The organism is Pseudomonas sp. NPDC008258, from assembly GCF_042956345.1.
Taxonomy (GTDB): Bacteria; Pseudomonadota; Gammaproteobacteria; order Pseudomonadales; family Pseudomonadaceae; genus Aquipseudomonas.
The window spans coordinates 1-14806 of the sequence record NZ_JBIBGE010000035.1 but is presented as its reverse complement, the minus strand read 5'-3'; the positions used below and the strand labels follow the sequence as shown (position 1 = coordinate 14806).

General features: G+C 62.4%; 12 protein-coding genes and 5 tRNA genes. 7 read left to right on the top strand and 10 right to left on the bottom strand.

Translation table 11 applies throughout. From position 1 onward, the window contains the following. The first annotated feature begins 196 nt into the window (after nt 1-196). Nucleotides 197-2614, top strand: a complete 2418-nt coding sequence (locus tag ACFY9W_RS23820; RefSeq protein ID WP_391135567.1) for a fimbria/pilus outer membrane usher protein — start codon at nt 197-199, stop codon at nt 2612-2614. 45 nt (nt 2615-2659) lie between these two features. After that, entirely contained in the window at nt 2660-3739 is a 1080-nt protein-coding gene (locus ACFY9W_RS23815; RefSeq protein ID WP_391135564.1) for a fimbrial protein, read from the top strand. A gap of 96 nt (nt 3740-3835) precedes the next feature. Here ACFY9W_RS23815 and ACFY9W_RS23810 read toward each other — a convergent pair. The 5 genes from ACFY9W_RS23810 to ACFY9W_RS23790 form a co-directional block, all read right to left on the bottom strand. Beyond that, nucleotides 3836-3911: transfer RNA gene (locus ACFY9W_RS23810), tRNA-Gly, on the bottom strand. A gap of 54 nt (nt 3912-3965) precedes the next feature. Continuing rightward, nucleotides 3966-4041: transfer RNA gene (locus tag ACFY9W_RS23805), tRNA-Gly, on the bottom strand. A gap of 3 nt (nt 4042-4044) precedes the next feature. Then, nucleotides 4045-4120: transfer RNA gene (locus ACFY9W_RS23800), tRNA-Glu, on the bottom strand. Between the two features lie 91 nt (nt 4121-4211). Continuing rightward, nucleotides 4212-4287 (bottom strand) — tRNA-Gly (locus tag ACFY9W_RS23795). 4 nt (nt 4288-4291) lie between these two features. After that, a tRNA-Glu gene (locus tag ACFY9W_RS23790) sits at nt 4292-4367 on the bottom strand. A 266-nt stretch (nt 4368-4633) separates the two neighbouring features. Between ACFY9W_RS23790 and ACFY9W_RS23785 the strand changes: the two genes are divergently transcribed. After that, on the top strand, nt 4634-5401 hold the full coding sequence (locus ACFY9W_RS23785) for a hypothetical protein (protein WP_391135561.1): 768 nt from the start codon (nt 4634-4636) through the stop codon (nt 5399-5401). A 137-nt stretch (nt 5402-5538) separates the two neighbouring features. On the opposite strand, the gene ACFY9W_RS23780 is transcribed toward ACFY9W_RS23785, so the two are convergent. Together ACFY9W_RS23780 and ACFY9W_RS23775 are read right to left on the bottom strand one after the other, a co-directional pair. Next, the gene (locus ACFY9W_RS23780; RefSeq protein WP_391135558.1) at nt 5539-6021 is read right to left on the bottom strand and encodes a GAF domain-containing protein; all 483 of its coding nucleotides are present in this window, start codon (nt 6019-6021) and stop codon (nt 5539-5541) included. Continuing rightward, a complete protein-coding gene (locus tag ACFY9W_RS23775; protein WP_391135555.1) occupies nt 6022-6909 on the bottom strand; it encodes a DUF815 domain-containing protein in 888 nt (295 codons plus the stop codon). A 205-nt stretch (nt 6910-7114) separates the two neighbouring features. Here ACFY9W_RS23775 and ACFY9W_RS23770 point away from each other — a divergent pair, with 205 nt between their 5' ends. Further along, a complete protein-coding gene (locus tag ACFY9W_RS23770) occupies nt 7115-9472 on the top strand; it encodes a response regulator (protein ID WP_391135552.1) in 2358 nt (785 codons plus the stop codon). Here the strand turns inward: ACFY9W_RS23770 and ACFY9W_RS23765 are convergent. Together ACFY9W_RS23765 and msrB are read right to left on the bottom strand one after the other, a co-directional pair. Then, a complete protein-coding gene (locus tag ACFY9W_RS23765; RefSeq protein ID WP_391135549.1) occupies nt 9462-9950 on the bottom strand; it encodes a glutathione peroxidase in 489 nt (162 codons plus the stop codon). The genes ACFY9W_RS23770 and ACFY9W_RS23765 overlap by 11 nt on opposite strands. Before the next feature lie 13 nt (nt 9951-9963). Beyond that, complete coding sequence (msrB, locus tag ACFY9W_RS23760; RefSeq protein WP_016715103.1) at nt 9964-10359, bottom strand: peptide-methionine (R)-S-oxide reductase MsrB; 396 nt, start codon at nt 10357-10359, stop codon at nt 9964-9966. 167 nt (nt 10360-10526) lie between these two features. Here msrB and ACFY9W_RS23755 point away from each other — a divergent pair, with 167 nt between their 5' ends. Then, the gene (locus ACFY9W_RS23755; RefSeq protein WP_012313392.1) at nt 10527-11738 is read left to right on the top strand and encodes a pyridoxal phosphate-dependent aminotransferase; all 1212 of its coding nucleotides are present in this window, start codon (nt 10527-10529) and stop codon (nt 11736-11738) included. Nucleotides 11739-12030: 292 nt separating this feature from the next. Continuing rightward, a complete protein-coding gene (htpX, locus tag ACFY9W_RS23750; protein WP_003259721.1) occupies nt 12031-12918 on the top strand; it encodes a protease HtpX in 888 nt (295 codons plus the stop codon). 170 nt (nt 12919-13088) lie between these two features. On the opposite strand, the gene ACFY9W_RS23745 is transcribed toward htpX, so the two are convergent. Then, nucleotides 13089-13739 carry a thiopurine S-methyltransferase gene (locus tag ACFY9W_RS23745; protein ID WP_391135544.1) on the bottom strand — a complete coding sequence of 217 codons (651 nt, stop codon included), beginning with the start codon at nt 13737-13739 and terminating at the stop codon, nt 13089-13091. A 110-nt stretch (nt 13740-13849) separates the two neighbouring features. Between ACFY9W_RS23745 and ACFY9W_RS23740 the strand changes: the two genes are divergently transcribed. Then, nucleotides 13850-14617, top strand: coding sequence for a DODA-type extradiol aromatic ring-opening family dioxygenase (locus ACFY9W_RS23740; protein WP_391135542.1), 768 nt, complete (start codon nt 13850-13852; stop codon nt 14615-14617). Nucleotides 14618-14806: the final 189 nt, after the last annotated feature.

The window sequence follows — 14806 nt, the reverse complement described above, 5'->3', positions numbered from 1 at the left end:
GTAATGTTCGACCTGATTTTTCTCCAGACGAAACCATCAAGTTAATTCTCTGACAGAGAAAAGGCCCTCACGCTACATACACCCACGGTGCCTGAGTATGCAAAAAAACACACAGTATCGGCAGTTGCCGATTCGACTTGGTGCAGCCCTGTTTTTTCCCATGGCAGGTTGCGGCCTTTTGTTTTTGCTTACTGATATGGCCCTTGCAGAAGAGCGCCCCCTGCAATTCAACCCCAACTTCATGCGCCAGACCCCTGGGCAATCCAGCGACGCCAGCATAGCCGCCCTGAACACCCTGGCCGCTCAAGCCTCCCTGGCGCCCGGCCGCTATCAGGTTGAAGTGCTGGTCAACCTGGCCCCGGCAGGGAAGCACGAAATCGACTTCCGCGAACGCAGCGACGGCAAGGGCCTGGAGCCCTGCCTCAGCGCAGCTCTGCTGCGCGAACTGGGCCTGCGCGAGCAGGGGCTGGCCGAGCCCTTGCCCAGCGACGAGCGCTGTGTGGACCTGCCCGCCCTGGTGCCCGACGCCACCTACGACCTGGACCCTGGCCAACTGCGGCTGGCGCTATCCATCCCGCAAGCGGCCCTGCGCCATGATGTGGCGGGCAGCGTGGCCCCCGAGCGCTGGGACGACGGCATCAACGCCGCCTTCGTCAGCTACCAGGCCTCTGCGCAGCATTTCAGCGGCCGCACCGGCACCTCCAACAGCAGCCAGGACCTGTACCTCAATGGCGGTATCAACCTTGGCGGCTGGCGCCTGCGCAGCAGCCAGAGCTGGCGCGACGACGGCGAAGGCCAGGATTGGGTGCACTTCAACACCTATGCCCAGCACGACCTGCCCGGGCAGTGGGGCACGTTGACCCTTGGCGAAACCTTCAGCAGTGGCGACGTATTCCGCAGCCTGCCCATCAAAGGGGTACAGCTGGCCACCGACATGGGCATGCTGCCCGACGTGATGCAAAGCTACGCGCCCGTCATTCGCGGCGTAGCCCAGACCCGGGCCAAGCTCGAAGTGCTGCAGAACGGCTACCCGATCTACTCCACTTACGTTGCCCCCGGCCCTTACGAAATCAACGATCTGGGTATTGGTGGCAGCAGCGGCGACCTGGAAATCGTCCTCACCGAGGCGGACGGCCAAGTGCGCCGTTTCATTCAGCCCTACTCCACCCTCAGCAACCTGCTGCGCGAAGGCGTGTGGCGCTACAACCTGGTGGCCGGGCGCTATGACGGTGCCGACGGCATCGACAACCCTGCACTGTGGCAAGCCACGCTGGCCCGCGGCGGCCAGTGGGGCACCACCCTGTATGGTGGGCTACTGGGCAGCGAGTACTACAATGCTGCCAACCTTGGCATCGCCCGCGACTTTGGCACCGTTGGCGCAGTGTCGCTGGATGTGACCCAGGCCCGTACCGATCTTGGCGAGCAAGGCGGCCGGGTACAGGGGCAGAGTTACTCCGTGCGCTACGGCAAAGCCTTCCAGACCGGTACCAGCCTGCGCTTCGCTGGCTACCGCTACTCCACCGAGGGCTATCGCGAGTTCGACGAAGCCGTGCAGCAGCGCAACGCCTCCAGCCGCTACCAGGGCAACCGCCGCAGCCGCCTGGAAAGCTCGATCTACCAGTCGTTCAACAACCGCAACTCGCTGAGCCTGACCTTGTCGCAGGACGATTACTGGCACACCAACCGCCAGCGGCGCCAGTACCAGTTCCAGTTCAATACCCAGTATCGCCGGGTCAGCATCAACCTGTATGCCTCGCAGTCGTTGAGCGACGAAAACGGCAGCGACCGCATCGTAGGCGTGGGCGTGACCATCCCGCTGGACTGGGGCACGTCAACGACGGCAAGTTTCGACGTGCAGGAAAGCAACGGCCACTTCAGCGAACGCGCCAGCTTGAGCGGCGGCTCGCAGGACAACCGCCTGAGCTACCTGGCATCGCTGGCCAACGACGAACAGCAGCGCAAGACGGCGTCGGTATCGATGGGTTACCAGACGCAAAAGGTCAACGTGGGTGCCGGCTACACCGAAGCGGACGACTTCCGCAGCGTCTCGGTCAATGCCAGTGGCGCGGTGCTGGCGCACGCCGGCGGCATCGTGCTGGGGCAATACCTGGGCGAGACCACGGCGTTGGTGCATGTGCCCGACGTGCCCGGCGTAGGTGTCGACAACGTGCCCGGTGGCAGCACCGACAACAGTGGCTACATCCTTGCACCCCACATGCGTCCCTACCGGATCAATCAGGTCACCCTGCAAACCGACCAGCTCGGCCCTGATGTTGAAATCGAAAACGGCGCCACTCAGGTTGTGCCACGCCGAGGCGCGGTCGCCCTGGCGGCGTTCAAAGCGCGCCAGGTCAGCCGCCTGATCCTGACCCTGCAGCATGCCGACGGCCGGCCACTGCCCTTCGGCACCCAGCTCAATGACCAGCAGGGCGAGCACCTGGCCGTAGTGGGCCAGGCGGGCCAGGCGCTGATTGCAACAGATGCCCAGGCACAAACCCTGGAAGCGCGCTGGGGCGAACGTGCAGAACAGCGCTGCCTGTTGAAGATCGACCCGGCAACCATGCCAGAAGAGCAAGGCTACCATCTGCAGACCCTGCGCTGCCCTACTCCATGACCCCACCCCCGCGACACTGTCGCGGGAGTGCAACAGGAACCGACCATGCCCACTTTATCGCGTTATTTCATCGGCATCGCTGCGGCAGCGACGATGATGACACTGTCAAGCCAGGCCTTTGCCCTGGGGTGCGAATGGCCCACGACCGTAGGCCCGTTGCAGTTCACCCATAACCTGGGTGGTGTAAAGTGGGTGGCACGCGATGCACCCGTGGGTAGCAAGATCTACTCTGCAGCCATCACTGGCGTACAGGGCCCTGGCTTCGCCCTGAAGTGCGACAACGATGGGACACTAAGCCTGACAGCCAACATGGGTACGCCATTAGCTGTCGAGCCCGGCACCTTCCCCCCCGTCGACGGCAGGAATGTAACAGGTAAAGTGCTGCGAACCAGCATTCCGGGGGTCGGCCTGTATCTGGAGCTGGGCGGCTTCCTCAACGCGTCGGCCAGCAACGCCTTCCGGGCAAACGACGGGGGTATTGGCGCCGTTCCCTATGTAGGCGAGAACCAAAGGGATATGGCACCTACCCCCATGCTGATGGAAAACCTCACCATCAAGTACATGGCCCTGATCAAGACCGGCCCGATTCCGGCGGGTATCAGCTCATTCAACCAGGAAGTCGTCAGGGGCGTGGTCAGCGATGTCGGGGATGCCGTCAGGCTGACTTTGGGCGGGCAGGTCCAGCAGGCCCAGTGCACGGTCAAGGCTGACGCGGTCAGTGCCAACCCGGTGCAACTTGGCACTCACGACATCGCCAGCTTCACAGGCCAGGGCAGCACAACCAACCCGGTTGATTTCTTTATCACCCTAAGCGACTGCGAGGACGACCCGGCAGGTAGCGTTGCCCGCGCGTTCATGCGCCTGGACGGCGTAGACGGGTCGGTGCCGGTGGACCGGGACATGGGGTTATTCACACTGACGACGGACTCGACCGCCGCAGGCATTGGCATTCAAGTACTGCGTAGCGACAATACCCCGCTGAAACTGGAGGAGTATGTGGATATGGTGGGCCTTACCCCCGGCATCACGCGCCTCGACCTTCGCGCCCGCTATTACCAGACCGCAGCAACGGTTACCCCCGGCGAGGCCAAGGGTGCATTGAACTTCACCATCGAATATCGCTAACAGGCCCTGCCATGGCTTGATCGCCGTGGCCAGGCTTTAGATCAGGCAAAAAAAAACGCACCAAAGGAACGTTAAATTCCTTGGTGCGTTTTGTATTGGAGCGGGAAACGAGACTCGAACTCGCGACCCCGACCTTGGCAAGGTCGTGCTCTACCAACTGAGCTATTCCCGCATTTGAAACTTTTACAACCTACTACACCGTCATGAACGCCATAGTTTTAGAAACTGGAGCGGGAAACGAGACTCGAACTCGCGACCCCGACCTTGGCAAGGTCGTGCTCTACCAACTGAGCTATTCCCGCAAATGGCGTCCCCTAGGGGACTCGAACCCCTGTTACCGCCGTGAAAGGGCGGTGTCCTAGGCCACTAGACGAAGGGGACACACAACACTTTTCAGTGCACCAGACTTGAACCTCACGATTCACCCTGGATTTTCTTTTCCTGCCCCGCCGTTAAGCGTTGCCGGAGAAACTGGAGCGGGAAACGAGACTCGAACTCGCGACCCCGACCTTGGCAAGGTCGTGCTCTACCAACTGAGCTATTCCCGCAATATGGCGTCCCCTAGGGGACTCGAACCCCTGTTACCGCCGTGAAAGGGCGGTGTCCTAGGCCACTAGACGAAGGGGACACACTGCTGGCATTGCTGCCTGCTTTCACTCCCTGCCGCGTTTCGCTGTGTGCTTTACGCTGCAAGTGGCGCGCATTCTATGGATGCTTCGAACATGCGTCAACCCCTTTGTAGAAATTTATTTAAATCAATGACTTCCGGGTAGCCTGGGGTGCAGATGCGGGCCGGGGTGTCGATACAGAATGAAGCAATCCTGTGCCGCTGTTCGTCCCCAGGCGAACTCACTACACTCATGGGTGTAATTCTTCTTCAATGAGGCATTAACGGTGACACCACTTCTGATCACCCTGCTTATCGTGGCGGGCATCGCGTTGCTGATCGTGATCGGCTACCTCAACAATGTGGTCGAGAACGGCAAGATCGAACGCGTCCGGACCAGGATCGAGCTGACCGACCGCCTGCGCCGCTGTGGCGAAATCACCGAGACCTTCCCCGGCCAGTTCATGTCCCCGGCCCTTAAACTGTTGCTGACCCGCCTGGAGCTGAACCTTAACCAGCGCCAGCTGGCGGTGGACAAGCACAATGCCGAACTCAAGGCACGCATCGCCGAACTGGAAGGGCTGATTGCCCTGGGCGACAAGCTACCGGTGAACAACCCGCCCAACCCGATCCACACCGAGGTCAAGGCCAAGGATGTGCGCTTCTTGCTGGAGGCGATGCACAACCAGGTAACCCGCGCCGCTCAGGAAGGCTTCCTGCCTGCCACCGAGGCCAAGCACTGGATCAAGGAGATCCGCCACATCCTGGTGCTGCTGCATATCGAATTCTTCAACAACCTCGGCCAGCAGGCCTTGCAGAAGAACCAGCCGGGCCAGGCACGCCTGGCGTTCGAGCGGGGCGTGCAGTACCTGCGCAAGCAGCCGGAGCCGAAGGTGTATGAAGAGCAGCTGACCTATCTGGAAAAGCTGCTGGCGCGGGCCAACGCCCAGGTGATGGACCGTATGGCCCCGGCCGAGGACGAGCACAACGAATTGACCGATGGGCTCAAGACCGATGAGGAAGAGACCTGGAAGAAGAAGGTGATGTACGACTGATTCGGAATTTGTTGTGGATTTGATGGCCCTATCGCCGGCAAGCCAGCTCCCACAGGTTCTCCACAGACCTGAAATCCTGTGCAATACCTGTGGGAGCTGGCTTGCCGGCGATAGGGCCAGAAAAGGCAGCAGAGCAATCAGCAGTCAGTCAGTTCCAGAAAGACCGCCGCCAACCGCTCCAGCCCCATCTGGTCCGCCTCGCTGAACCGCCCGACCTTCGGGCTATCCAGGTCCAGCACACCAATCAGCCTGCCCTCCTTCACCAGCGGGATCACCAGCTCGCTGTTGGACGCGCTGTCACAGGCAATGTGCCCCGGGAACGCGTGCACATCCTCCACCCGCTGGGTTTGCCGCGTTGCCGCCGCCGCCCCGCACACGCCCTTGCCGAACGGAATGCGCACGCATGCGACCTGGCCCTGGAACGGGCCCAGCACCAGCTGTTCGTTGCGGTTGAGGTAGAACCCCGCCCAGTTCAGGTCGTCTACCTGGTTATAGAGAAACGCCGAAAATTGTGCGGCATTGGCGATGAAGTCACGCTCGTCGGCAAACAGCGCCTGCACTTGCGCTGCCAGCAGGTTGTAGCCGTCGAGGCCGGCGCCACTGGCATTGAGGTCGATCATTTACTTTTGCTCCAGCAATTGCAGCCCGACCCAGTAGCGGGCGAACTGATAGGCACAACGGCCATTACGGTTACCGCGGCCGGTGGCCCAGCGCACGGCGAGGATGTCGAGCTCTTCGGTACGCTGCCAGGCCAGCCCCGCGGGGCGGGCCAGCTGGCCGATCCAGTGCTCGACCACATTCAGGAAGTGGTCCTGGGTAAACGGGTAGAACGACAGCCACAGGCCGAAACGGTCCGACAGGGCAATCTTGTCTTCTACCGCTTCGCTAGGGTGCAGCTCGCCGTCCACGCGTTTCCAGTTCTCGTTGTCGCTTTCTTTCTCCGGCACCAGGTGTCGACGGTTGGAGGTGGCGTACAACAGCACGTTGTCTGGCGCCTGCTCCAGCGAACCGTCCAGCACGCTCTTGAGCACCCGGTAGTCGCCCTCCCCGGCTTCGAACGACAGGTCGTCGCAGAACAGGATGAAGCGTTGCGGCAGCTTCTGCAGCTGCTCGACCACGCGCGGCAGGTCGGCCAGGTGGTCGCGTTCGATTTCGATCAGGCGCAGGCCGGCACCGGCGTGCTCGGCCAGCAGGGCACGCACCAGCGACGACTTGCCGGTGCCGCGTGAGCCCCACAGCAGGGCGTGGTTGGCAGGCAGGCCGTTGATGAACTGGTGGGTGTTGCGGCCCAACTGGTCACGCTGCTTGTCGACGCCGATCAGGTCGGTCAGGCGGATGTCCAGGCTGACTTCCAGCGGCAGCAGGTAGCCGCTGCGGCCATCGCGCTGCCAGCGGGCAGCCAGGGTGGTGCCCCAGTCGATGTTCGGGCGCTGGGCTGGCAACAGGGGTTCAAGGCGCGCCAGCACCGATTCGGCGCGGTCCAGAAAAGCAATCAAGCGAGCGTCCATGACGACTCCTAACAATTTCAGTTTTTTTGGGGCCGCTGCGCGCCCCTTCGCGGGCGCGCCCGCTCCCACAGGGATTGCGCTAAGCCTGGGGGCTACGCTGTACCTGTGGGAGCGGGCATGCCCGCGAAGGGGCGCAAAGCGGCCCCCGCTTGGCGATCAACTGAAATGAACAGACAGACCCACCAGTAGCCGGGGTTGATCGGCTATGCTTGCGCAGCGCAAGGAACGTGAAACCGGCTCGGGACTCATGGATATCAAGTTCACCAATCGCCTGTCATACAAGCAAGCCCGGTTGACAGTCCTGGTCGGCTTCATCCTGGGAACATTGCTCAGTCTCATCCAGATCGGCATCGATTATGCCAGCGAAGACGCGTCCATCAACCGCGAAGTGCACGCGTTGCTGCAAATCAGCCACAATCCGGCCTCGCGCATCGCCTACAACATCGACTCGGAACTGGCACTGGAGCTCACCCGCGGCCTGTTGCAATCGCCGGCCATCATCCGCGCACGGCTGATAGACAACAACGATACCGTACTGGCTGATGTCGAGCGCCCACGCCTGCAAGACCGCTACCGCCCGCTCAGCGACTTTCTGTTCGGCGAACAGCGCCAGCTCAAAGAGCGCCTGTACCTCACCCACATGCCCGAGGAATACCTCGGCACCCTGTACCTGGACGTCGACACCTACGCCTTCGGCAGCCGCTTCCTGGACCGCGCCGGTATCACCCTGCTCAACGGCTTTGCGCGCAGCCTGGTGTTGACCGGCATCCTGCTGGCGCTGTTCTACATGATGCTGACCAAGCCGCTGGTGACGGTGATCGGCGCGCTCAGCGGCAGCGACCCGCGCAAACCCCGGCAAACCCGCCTGGAGTGCCCGCACGGCCACGAGCACGACGAAATCGGCGTGCTGGTGAAGGTTGCCAACCAGCAGTTCGTCAGCATGGCCACCGAAATCGAGCAACGGCGCACGGCGGAAAACCGCCTTACCCAATACCTGAACGAACTGGAAGACATCGTCTCGGCGCGTACCAACGAACTGAAGGCCAGCAACAGCAGCCTGAGCCTGTCCAACCAGGAGCTGGAGGAAGCCCGCCGCCGCGCGCTGGACATGGCCCAGGCGCGCGCCGCCTTCCTGGCCAACATGAGCCATGAGATCCGCACCCCGCTCAACGGCATGCTAGGCATGATCGCCCTGGCGCTGGACAGCCCGCTGCCCAGCGAGCAACGCCAGCAGCTGGCGATTGCCCATGACTCCGGCAAGGTGCTGGTGGAACTGCTGAACGATATCCTCGACCTGTCCAAGTTCGACGCCGGCCAGCTGGAGCTGGAGCGCATCCCGTTCGACATGGGCTCGATGGTGGAAGACACCGCCAACCTGCTGTCGCAGAACACCGCGCAAAGCGTGGAGCTGACCTGCCTGATTGCCCGCAACTTCCCCAGCGCCGTGCTCGGTGACCCTACGCGCGTGCGGCAAATCGTGAGCAACTTGCTGTCCAACGCGCTGAAGTTCACCCGCTTCGGCCGCGTCGATGTACGCCTGGTCACCATCGTCGGCGGCGTGCGCCTGGAAGTGCGCGACACCGGTATCGGCATACCCGAAGAAGCCCAGGCGCGAATTTTTCAACCCTTCACCCAGGCCGGCGCCGGCATCACCCGCCAGTACGGCGGCACCGGCCTGGGCCTGGCGCTGACGCGCAACCTGTGCAAGGCCATGCAGGGCCACCTGCACATTCGCTCGGAGGCGGGCTTTGGCAGCTGCTTCAGTGCCGAGCTGCCTTTGGCGGTGCACACCGAAGCCATTGCGCCGCTGCCGTTGCACGGGCGCGTGGCCGCCCTGAGCGCAGCCGGCAGTGGGCTCAACGAACTGCTGCAAGGCCTGTTGCCCGCCTGGGGCCTGGCGTACCGGCGGCATGACAGCAGCGCAACACTGGACGCCACGGCAATGGACCTGCTGATCACCGACGACGTAGACCACCTGTTCCAACTGCGCCCGGCGTTGAAAACACCGATCTTGCTGGTGACCGCCTACGGTAATTTCCTGCCCAGCGAACAGTCGATGGCCCTCGCCCCGCTCCATCAACTGGCCCGGCCGCTGGCACGCAACGCCCTGTACCAGACCCTGCGCCGCACCTTGCAAGGGCACGAGCCCGAACACCCGTTGGCCAACCCGGCCATTACCCTGGAGGCAGGCCGTGCGCGAATCCTGCTGGTGGAAGACAACCCGGTGAACCAGCTGGTAGCCAAGGGCATGCTGGCCAAGCTCGGCTGCCAGGTGCAACTGGCCACCCAAGGCGCCGAGGCCCTGGAGCTGCTGCAACAGGATGAATTCGACCTGGTGCTGATGGACTGCAACATGCCGGTCATGGACGGCTACGAGGCCAGCCGGCGCATCCGCCAAAGCGGACGCTGGCCCGACCTTCCGATTGTCGCCCTTACCGCCAACGCCATGCCCGAGGAGCGTGAGCGCTGCCGGGCGGCGGGCATGAACGACTACCTGGCCAAGCCGTTCCGCCGCGAAGAGCTACTGGCGCTGGTCGACCACTGGGTGCCGGTCAACGGCTGAGCAGGCGCTCGATGTCTGCTTCCAGGGCCTGCGGCTTGGTACTGGGGGCGTAACGTTTGACCTGGCCATTGGCCGGGTCGACCAGGAACTTGGTGAAGTTCCACTTGATCTTCTGGCTGCCCAGAATGCCCGGTGCGCGCTGCTTGAGCTCGACAAACAGTGGGTGAGCGCCCGGGCCGTTGACCTCGACCTTGCGAAACAGCGGGAAGCTCACGCCAAAGTTGCGCTCGCAAAACTGCGCAATATCCCGTGCATCGCCCGGCTCCTGCTTGCCGAACTGGTTGCAGGGAAAGCCCAGCACCACCAGGCCACGCTCGCGGTAAGCCTGCCAGAGTTGCTCCAGGCCCTTGTACTGCGGGGTAAAGCCGCACTGGCTGGCGGTATTGACCACCAGCAAAGCCTTGCCCGGGAAGTCACCAAGCTTCTTGTGCTCGCCGCCCAGGGTCACGCAGGGGATATCCAGCATCGTTCCAGCCATGGTCGGGCTCCGGTCAGTCGCGTGGGCGCAGGTCGATGCACACCGAGTTGATGCAGTAACGCAGGCCGGTCGGTGGCGGACCGTCAGGGAACACATGGCCCAAGTGCGCATCGCAGCGGGCGCAGGTGACTTCGGTGCGGATCATGCCGTGGGAGGTGTCACGGATCTCGATCATCGCGCTGTCCTCGATCGGCGCGTAGAAGCTCGGCCAGCCACAGCCGGAATCGAACTTGGTTTGCGCATCGAACAACGCCAGGCCACAGCAGATGCAATGGTAGATGCCATCGCGACGCTCGCTGTTGTACTTGCCGCTGAACGGCCGCTCGGTGCCCTTGAGGCGGCATACCTGGTACTGCTCGGGGTCGAGCATCGACCGCCATTCATCCAGGGTTTTTTCGATCTTTTTCATGTAGGGACCTCGGCAGGCTTAATTTCACCCCGCACCGTCTTTTCCGGGGCGCGGGTGGCACGTATATTAGTTGGCTTCGTGTGCCAGGCGTTCAGTCTGGCACCCGCTTCCTGCCGTTTCAAACCTTTCGGCGTGGGTTGCGCGTTTTCTCATATCGGGATCCCATCATGCAGTTCAGCAAATCGAACAAGCTCGCCAATGTCTGCTACGACATTCGCGGCCCAGTGCTCAAGCACGCCAAGCGCCTGGAAGAGGAAGGCCACCGCATCCTCAAGCTGAACATCGGCAACCCGGCGCCGTTTGGCTTCGAGGCGCCCGATGAAATCCTCCAGGATGTGATCCGCAACCTGCCCACCGCACAGGGCTACAGCGACTCCAAAGGCCTGTTCAGCGCCCGCAAGGCGGTGATGCAGTATTGCCAGCAAAAGGAGATCGAAGGCGTCACCATCGAGGACATCTACCTTGGCAACGGCGTGTCCGAGCTGATCGTGATGTCGATGCAGGCCCTGCTGAACAACGGCGACGAAGTGCTGATCCCGGCGCCCGACTACCCACTGTGGACCGCAGCCGTGAGCCTGGCCGGCGGCAAGCCGGTGCACTACCTGTGCGACGAGCAGGCCGACTGGTTCCCCGACCTTGAAGACATCAAGGCGAAGATCACCCCGAACACCAAGGCCCTGGTGATCATCAACCCGAACAACCCGACCGGCGCGGTGTACTCCAAGGAGCTGCTGCTGGGCATGCTGGAGCTGGCCCGCCAGCACAACCTGGTGGTGTTCTCCGACGAGATCTACGACAAGATCCTGTACGACGAAGCCGTGCACATCAGCACCGCCTCGCTGGCGCCCGACTTGCTGTGCCTGACCTTCAACGGCCTGTCCAAGTCGTACCGGGTGGCGGGCTTCCGTTCCGGCTGGCTGATCATCTCCGGGCCCAAGCACCACGCCCAGAGCTACATCGAAGGCATCGACATGCTGGCCAACATGCGCCTGTGCGCCAACGTGCCTGCCCAGCACGCCATCCAGACTGCGCTGGGCGGCTACCAGAGCATCAACGACCTGGTGCTGCCGCCAGGCCGCCTGCTGGAGCAGCGCAACCGCACCTACGAACTGCTCAACGACATCCCGGGCGTTAGCTGCGTGAAGCCGATGGGTGCGCTGTATGCGTTCCCGCGCATCGACCCCAAGGTATGCCCGATCCTCAACGACGAAAAGTTCGCGCTTGACCTGCTGCTGTCGGAGAAGCTGCTGATTGTTCAGGGTACCGCGTTCAACTGGCCATGGCCGGACCACTTCCGCGTGGTGACCTTGCCGCGGGTGGATGATCTTGAAGCGGCGATTGGGCGGATTGGTAACTTCCTGCGGACTTATTCGCAGTAAGTGATGGCCTCTTCGCGGGCAAGCCCGCTCCCACAGGTACAGCACAAGGCTTGAAACCTGTGCGAATCCTGTGGGAGCGGGCATGCCCGCGAATGGGCTGCGCAGCAGCCCCCTCCCATCTCACAGGATGTTTCTTACATCCTGCAACGCTCTATCCCACAGCCCCCGCGCCATCCTCTGCCATACTCCGCCGTACACAGTTTGAAATAGTCGCCCGATTGAATCGACGCGACAGGCCCCTTATATACCCCGCAGTAAGCGACAATTCATCCGTCAGGAGAACGTAACAACCATGATGCGCATTCTGTTGTTTGTGGCCACCAACCTTGCGGTGGTGCTGGTTGCAAGCATTACCCTGAGCCTGTTCGGTTTCAACGGGTTCATGGCCGCCAACGGGGTCGACCTGAACCTCAGCAGCCTGCTGGTGTTCTGCGCCGTGTTCGGCTTTGCCGGCTCCCTGGTCTCGCTGTTCATCTCCAAGTGGATGGCGAAGATGACCACCGGTACCCAGATCATCAGCCAGCCGCGCACCCGTCACGAGCAGTGGCTGCTGCAAACGGTCGAGGAGCTGTCCCGCGAAGCCGGTATCAAAATGCCCGAGGTGGGTATCTTCCCGGCTTACGAGGCCAACGCCTTCGCCACCGGCTGGAACCGTAACGACGCGCTGGTAGCGGTATCCCAGGGCCTGCTGGAGCGCTTCTCGCCCGATGAAGTACGTGCGGTGCTGGCCCACGAGATCGGCCACGTGGCCAACGGCGACATGGTCACCCTGGCGCTGGTGCAGGGCGTGGTGAACACCTTTGTGATGTTCTTTGCGCGCATCATCGGTAACTTCGTCGACAAGGTCATCTTCAAGAACGAAGAAGGCCAGGGCATTGCCTACTACGTGGCGACCATCGTTGCCGAGCTGATCCTGGGCATTCTGGCCAGCATGATCGTGATGTGGTTCTCGCGCCGCCGCGAATACCGCGCCGACGAAGCCGGTGCGCAACTGGCCGGTACTGCGGCGATGATCGGCGCCCTGCAACGCCTGCGGGTGGAGCAAGGCCTGCCGGTGCACATGCCTGATACCATGAAAGCCTTCGGCATCAATGGCGGCCTGAAGCACGGCCTGGCCGGGCTGCTGATGAGCCACCCGCCGCTGGAAGACCGTATCGAGGCGCTGCGCCGCCGCGGTTGATCCGACCAGCAAGTAAAAAGGGCGACTTCGGTCGCCCTTTTTTGTGCATGCCTTCACCGGCCCTATCGCCGGCAAGCCAGCTCCCACAGGCCCTCCACAGTATTTGAGCCTGCGGTATTCCTGTGGGAGCTGGCTTGCCGGCGATAGGGCCAGTACAGACAACCCATCAATCACCGGCTAACCCGATACACCCGCTCCAACAGGCTGGAGCCCCCGGCCTGCAAGAACTTTGGGCTTTCCTGAATCATCTCCACGGCTTCCAGTTCATCCAGATACCACCCGGCCAACCCCTGCCTTACCTCTTCATCCCCCACCGAAAACGGCGGCCCATCCAGCAGCGACTGGTCATAATCCAGAGTCACCAGCAGCCCCCTGCACCTCGCAGGCAACAATGCCGACAAAGCCTCCATGTACTTCGTACGCATCTGCGCTGGAAGCGCAATCAGCGCCGCACGGTCATACAGCCCCACGCAGCCTCCGACATCCTCCGCCCGCAGCGCAAAGAAGTCGCCACACCACAACTCCACGTCACCATGACGCCAGAGCTCGAATGCGCCTTGCTCACGCACCTCGGGTTCAAGCCCATGCTCGCGGAAGAAATCCTCCACCGCCCGCCGCGACAGTTCCACACCCAGCACGCGATACCCCTGCCCCGCCAGCCAGGCCAAGTCCAGGCTTTTGCCACACAGCGGCACCAGCACGCGGCTGCCTGGCGCCAGGCCCAACGCTGGCCAGTGCGCCTGCAAGTACGGATTGACCTGCCCCTGGTGAAAGCCGATCTGGTTGTCGGCCCACCGTTTGTGCCAGAACGCTGGCTCCATGGTTGCTCCTTGTTTATCGAGTAAACCGATAGAAAACGCGTAAATCTTGCGATGGATATCGATCAGTTTCTGATCGAAGATGGGTGCATCTTAACCTTCAGGACTTCGCCATGCTGCCCAGCCTGTTCATCTCCCATGGTTCCCCCATGCTCGCCCTGCACCCCGGTGCCAGCGGGCCAGCGTTGGCCGGGCTGGCCAACAGCCTGCCACGGCCCAAGGCCATCGTGGTGGTGTCAGCGCACTGGGAGAGCCGTGAGCTGCTGGTGACCAGCAGCGCTCAGCCCGAGACCTGGCACGACTTCTACGGCTTCCCGCCGGCTTTGTACGCGGTGCAGTACCCGGCGCCGGGCGAGCCTTCCCTGGCAGGTAAGGTCAGCGAGTTGTTGAAGGCTGCCGGCCTGCCAGCCCGCCTGGACGCTCAGCGGCCGCTCGACCACGGCGCCTGGGTGCCGCTGTCGCTGATGTATCCGGATGCGAGCATTCCGGTGGTACAGGTTTCACTGCCCAGCCACATGGGGCCGGCGTTGCAGGTGAAGGTGGGCCAGGCGCTGGCGGGGTTGCGCGCCGAGGGCGTGCTGCTGATCGGTTCGGGAAGTATCACCCATAACCTGGGCGAGCTGGACTGGCATGCAGGGCCGGAGGTGATCGAACCGTGGGCGCTGGCGTTCAGGGATTGGGTGGTGGAGCGGCTACGGGCGGGTGATCTGGCGGCATTGCTGGATTACCGGCAGCAGGCGCCATATGCCGTGCGTAACCACCCCAGTGATGAGCATTTGCTGCCGCTGTTCTTTGCCCTGGGGGCTGGTGGCAAGTTTGGGGTGGTGCACCAAGGGTTCACTTTGGGGGCGCTGGGGATGGACATTTATCGGTTCGACTGAAGGGCCCTTTCGCGGGCTTGCCCGCTCCCACAGGTCCTACACAGGACCCAAGGTCTACGCGATACCCGCGAAGAGGCCGGTACAGGCAAAAAAATGGTTCTTCACGGAATCCCGGGAAAGACAGAAACAAGAACGCCGGTTTGATGGATGATGTTCGTGCGAGCAAACACATCAACAAACCGGCGTTCT

Bases quoted from the DNA above. Each gene is read 5' to 3' on its own strand.
- ACFY9W_RS23740 (WP_391135542.1), top strand. From the start codon at position 13,850: ATGCTGCCCAGCCTGTTCATCTCCCATGGTTCCCCCATGCTCGCCCTG.
- htpX (WP_003259721.1), top strand. From the start codon at position 12,031: ATGATGCGCATTCTGTTGTTTGTGGCCACCAACCTTGCGGTGGTGCTG.
- msrB (WP_016715103.1), bottom strand. From the start codon at position 10,359: ATGAAAAAGATCGAAAAAACCCTGGATGAATGGCGGTCGATGCTCGAC.
- ACFY9W_RS23745 (WP_391135544.1), bottom strand. From the start codon at position 13,739: ATGGAGCCAGCGTTCTGGCACAAACGGTGGGCCGACAACCAGATCGGC.
- ACFY9W_RS23775 (WP_391135555.1), bottom strand. From the start codon at position 6,909: ATGGACGCTCGCTTGATTGCTTTTCTGGACCGCGCCGAATCGGTGCTG.
- ACFY9W_RS23765 (WP_391135549.1), bottom strand. From the start codon at position 9,950: ATGGCTGGAACGATGCTGGATATCCCCTGCGTGACCCTGGGCGGCGAG.
- ACFY9W_RS23820 (WP_391135567.1), top strand. From the start codon at position 197: ATGGCCCTTGCAGAAGAGCGCCCCCTGCAATTCAACCCCAACTTCATG.
- ACFY9W_RS23815 (WP_391135564.1), top strand. From the start codon at position 2,660: ATGCCCACTTTATCGCGTTATTTCATCGGCATCGCTGCGGCAGCGACG.
- ACFY9W_RS23780 (WP_391135558.1), bottom strand. From the start codon at position 6,021: ATGATCGACCTCAATGCCAGTGGCGCCGGCCTCGACGGCTACAACCTG.
- ACFY9W_RS23770 (WP_391135552.1), top strand. From the start codon at position 7,115: ATGCTTGCGCAGCGCAAGGAACGTGAAACCGGCTCGGGACTCATGGAT.
- ACFY9W_RS23755 (WP_012313392.1), top strand. From the start codon at position 10,527: ATGCAGTTCAGCAAATCGAACAAGCTCGCCAATGTCTGCTACGACATT.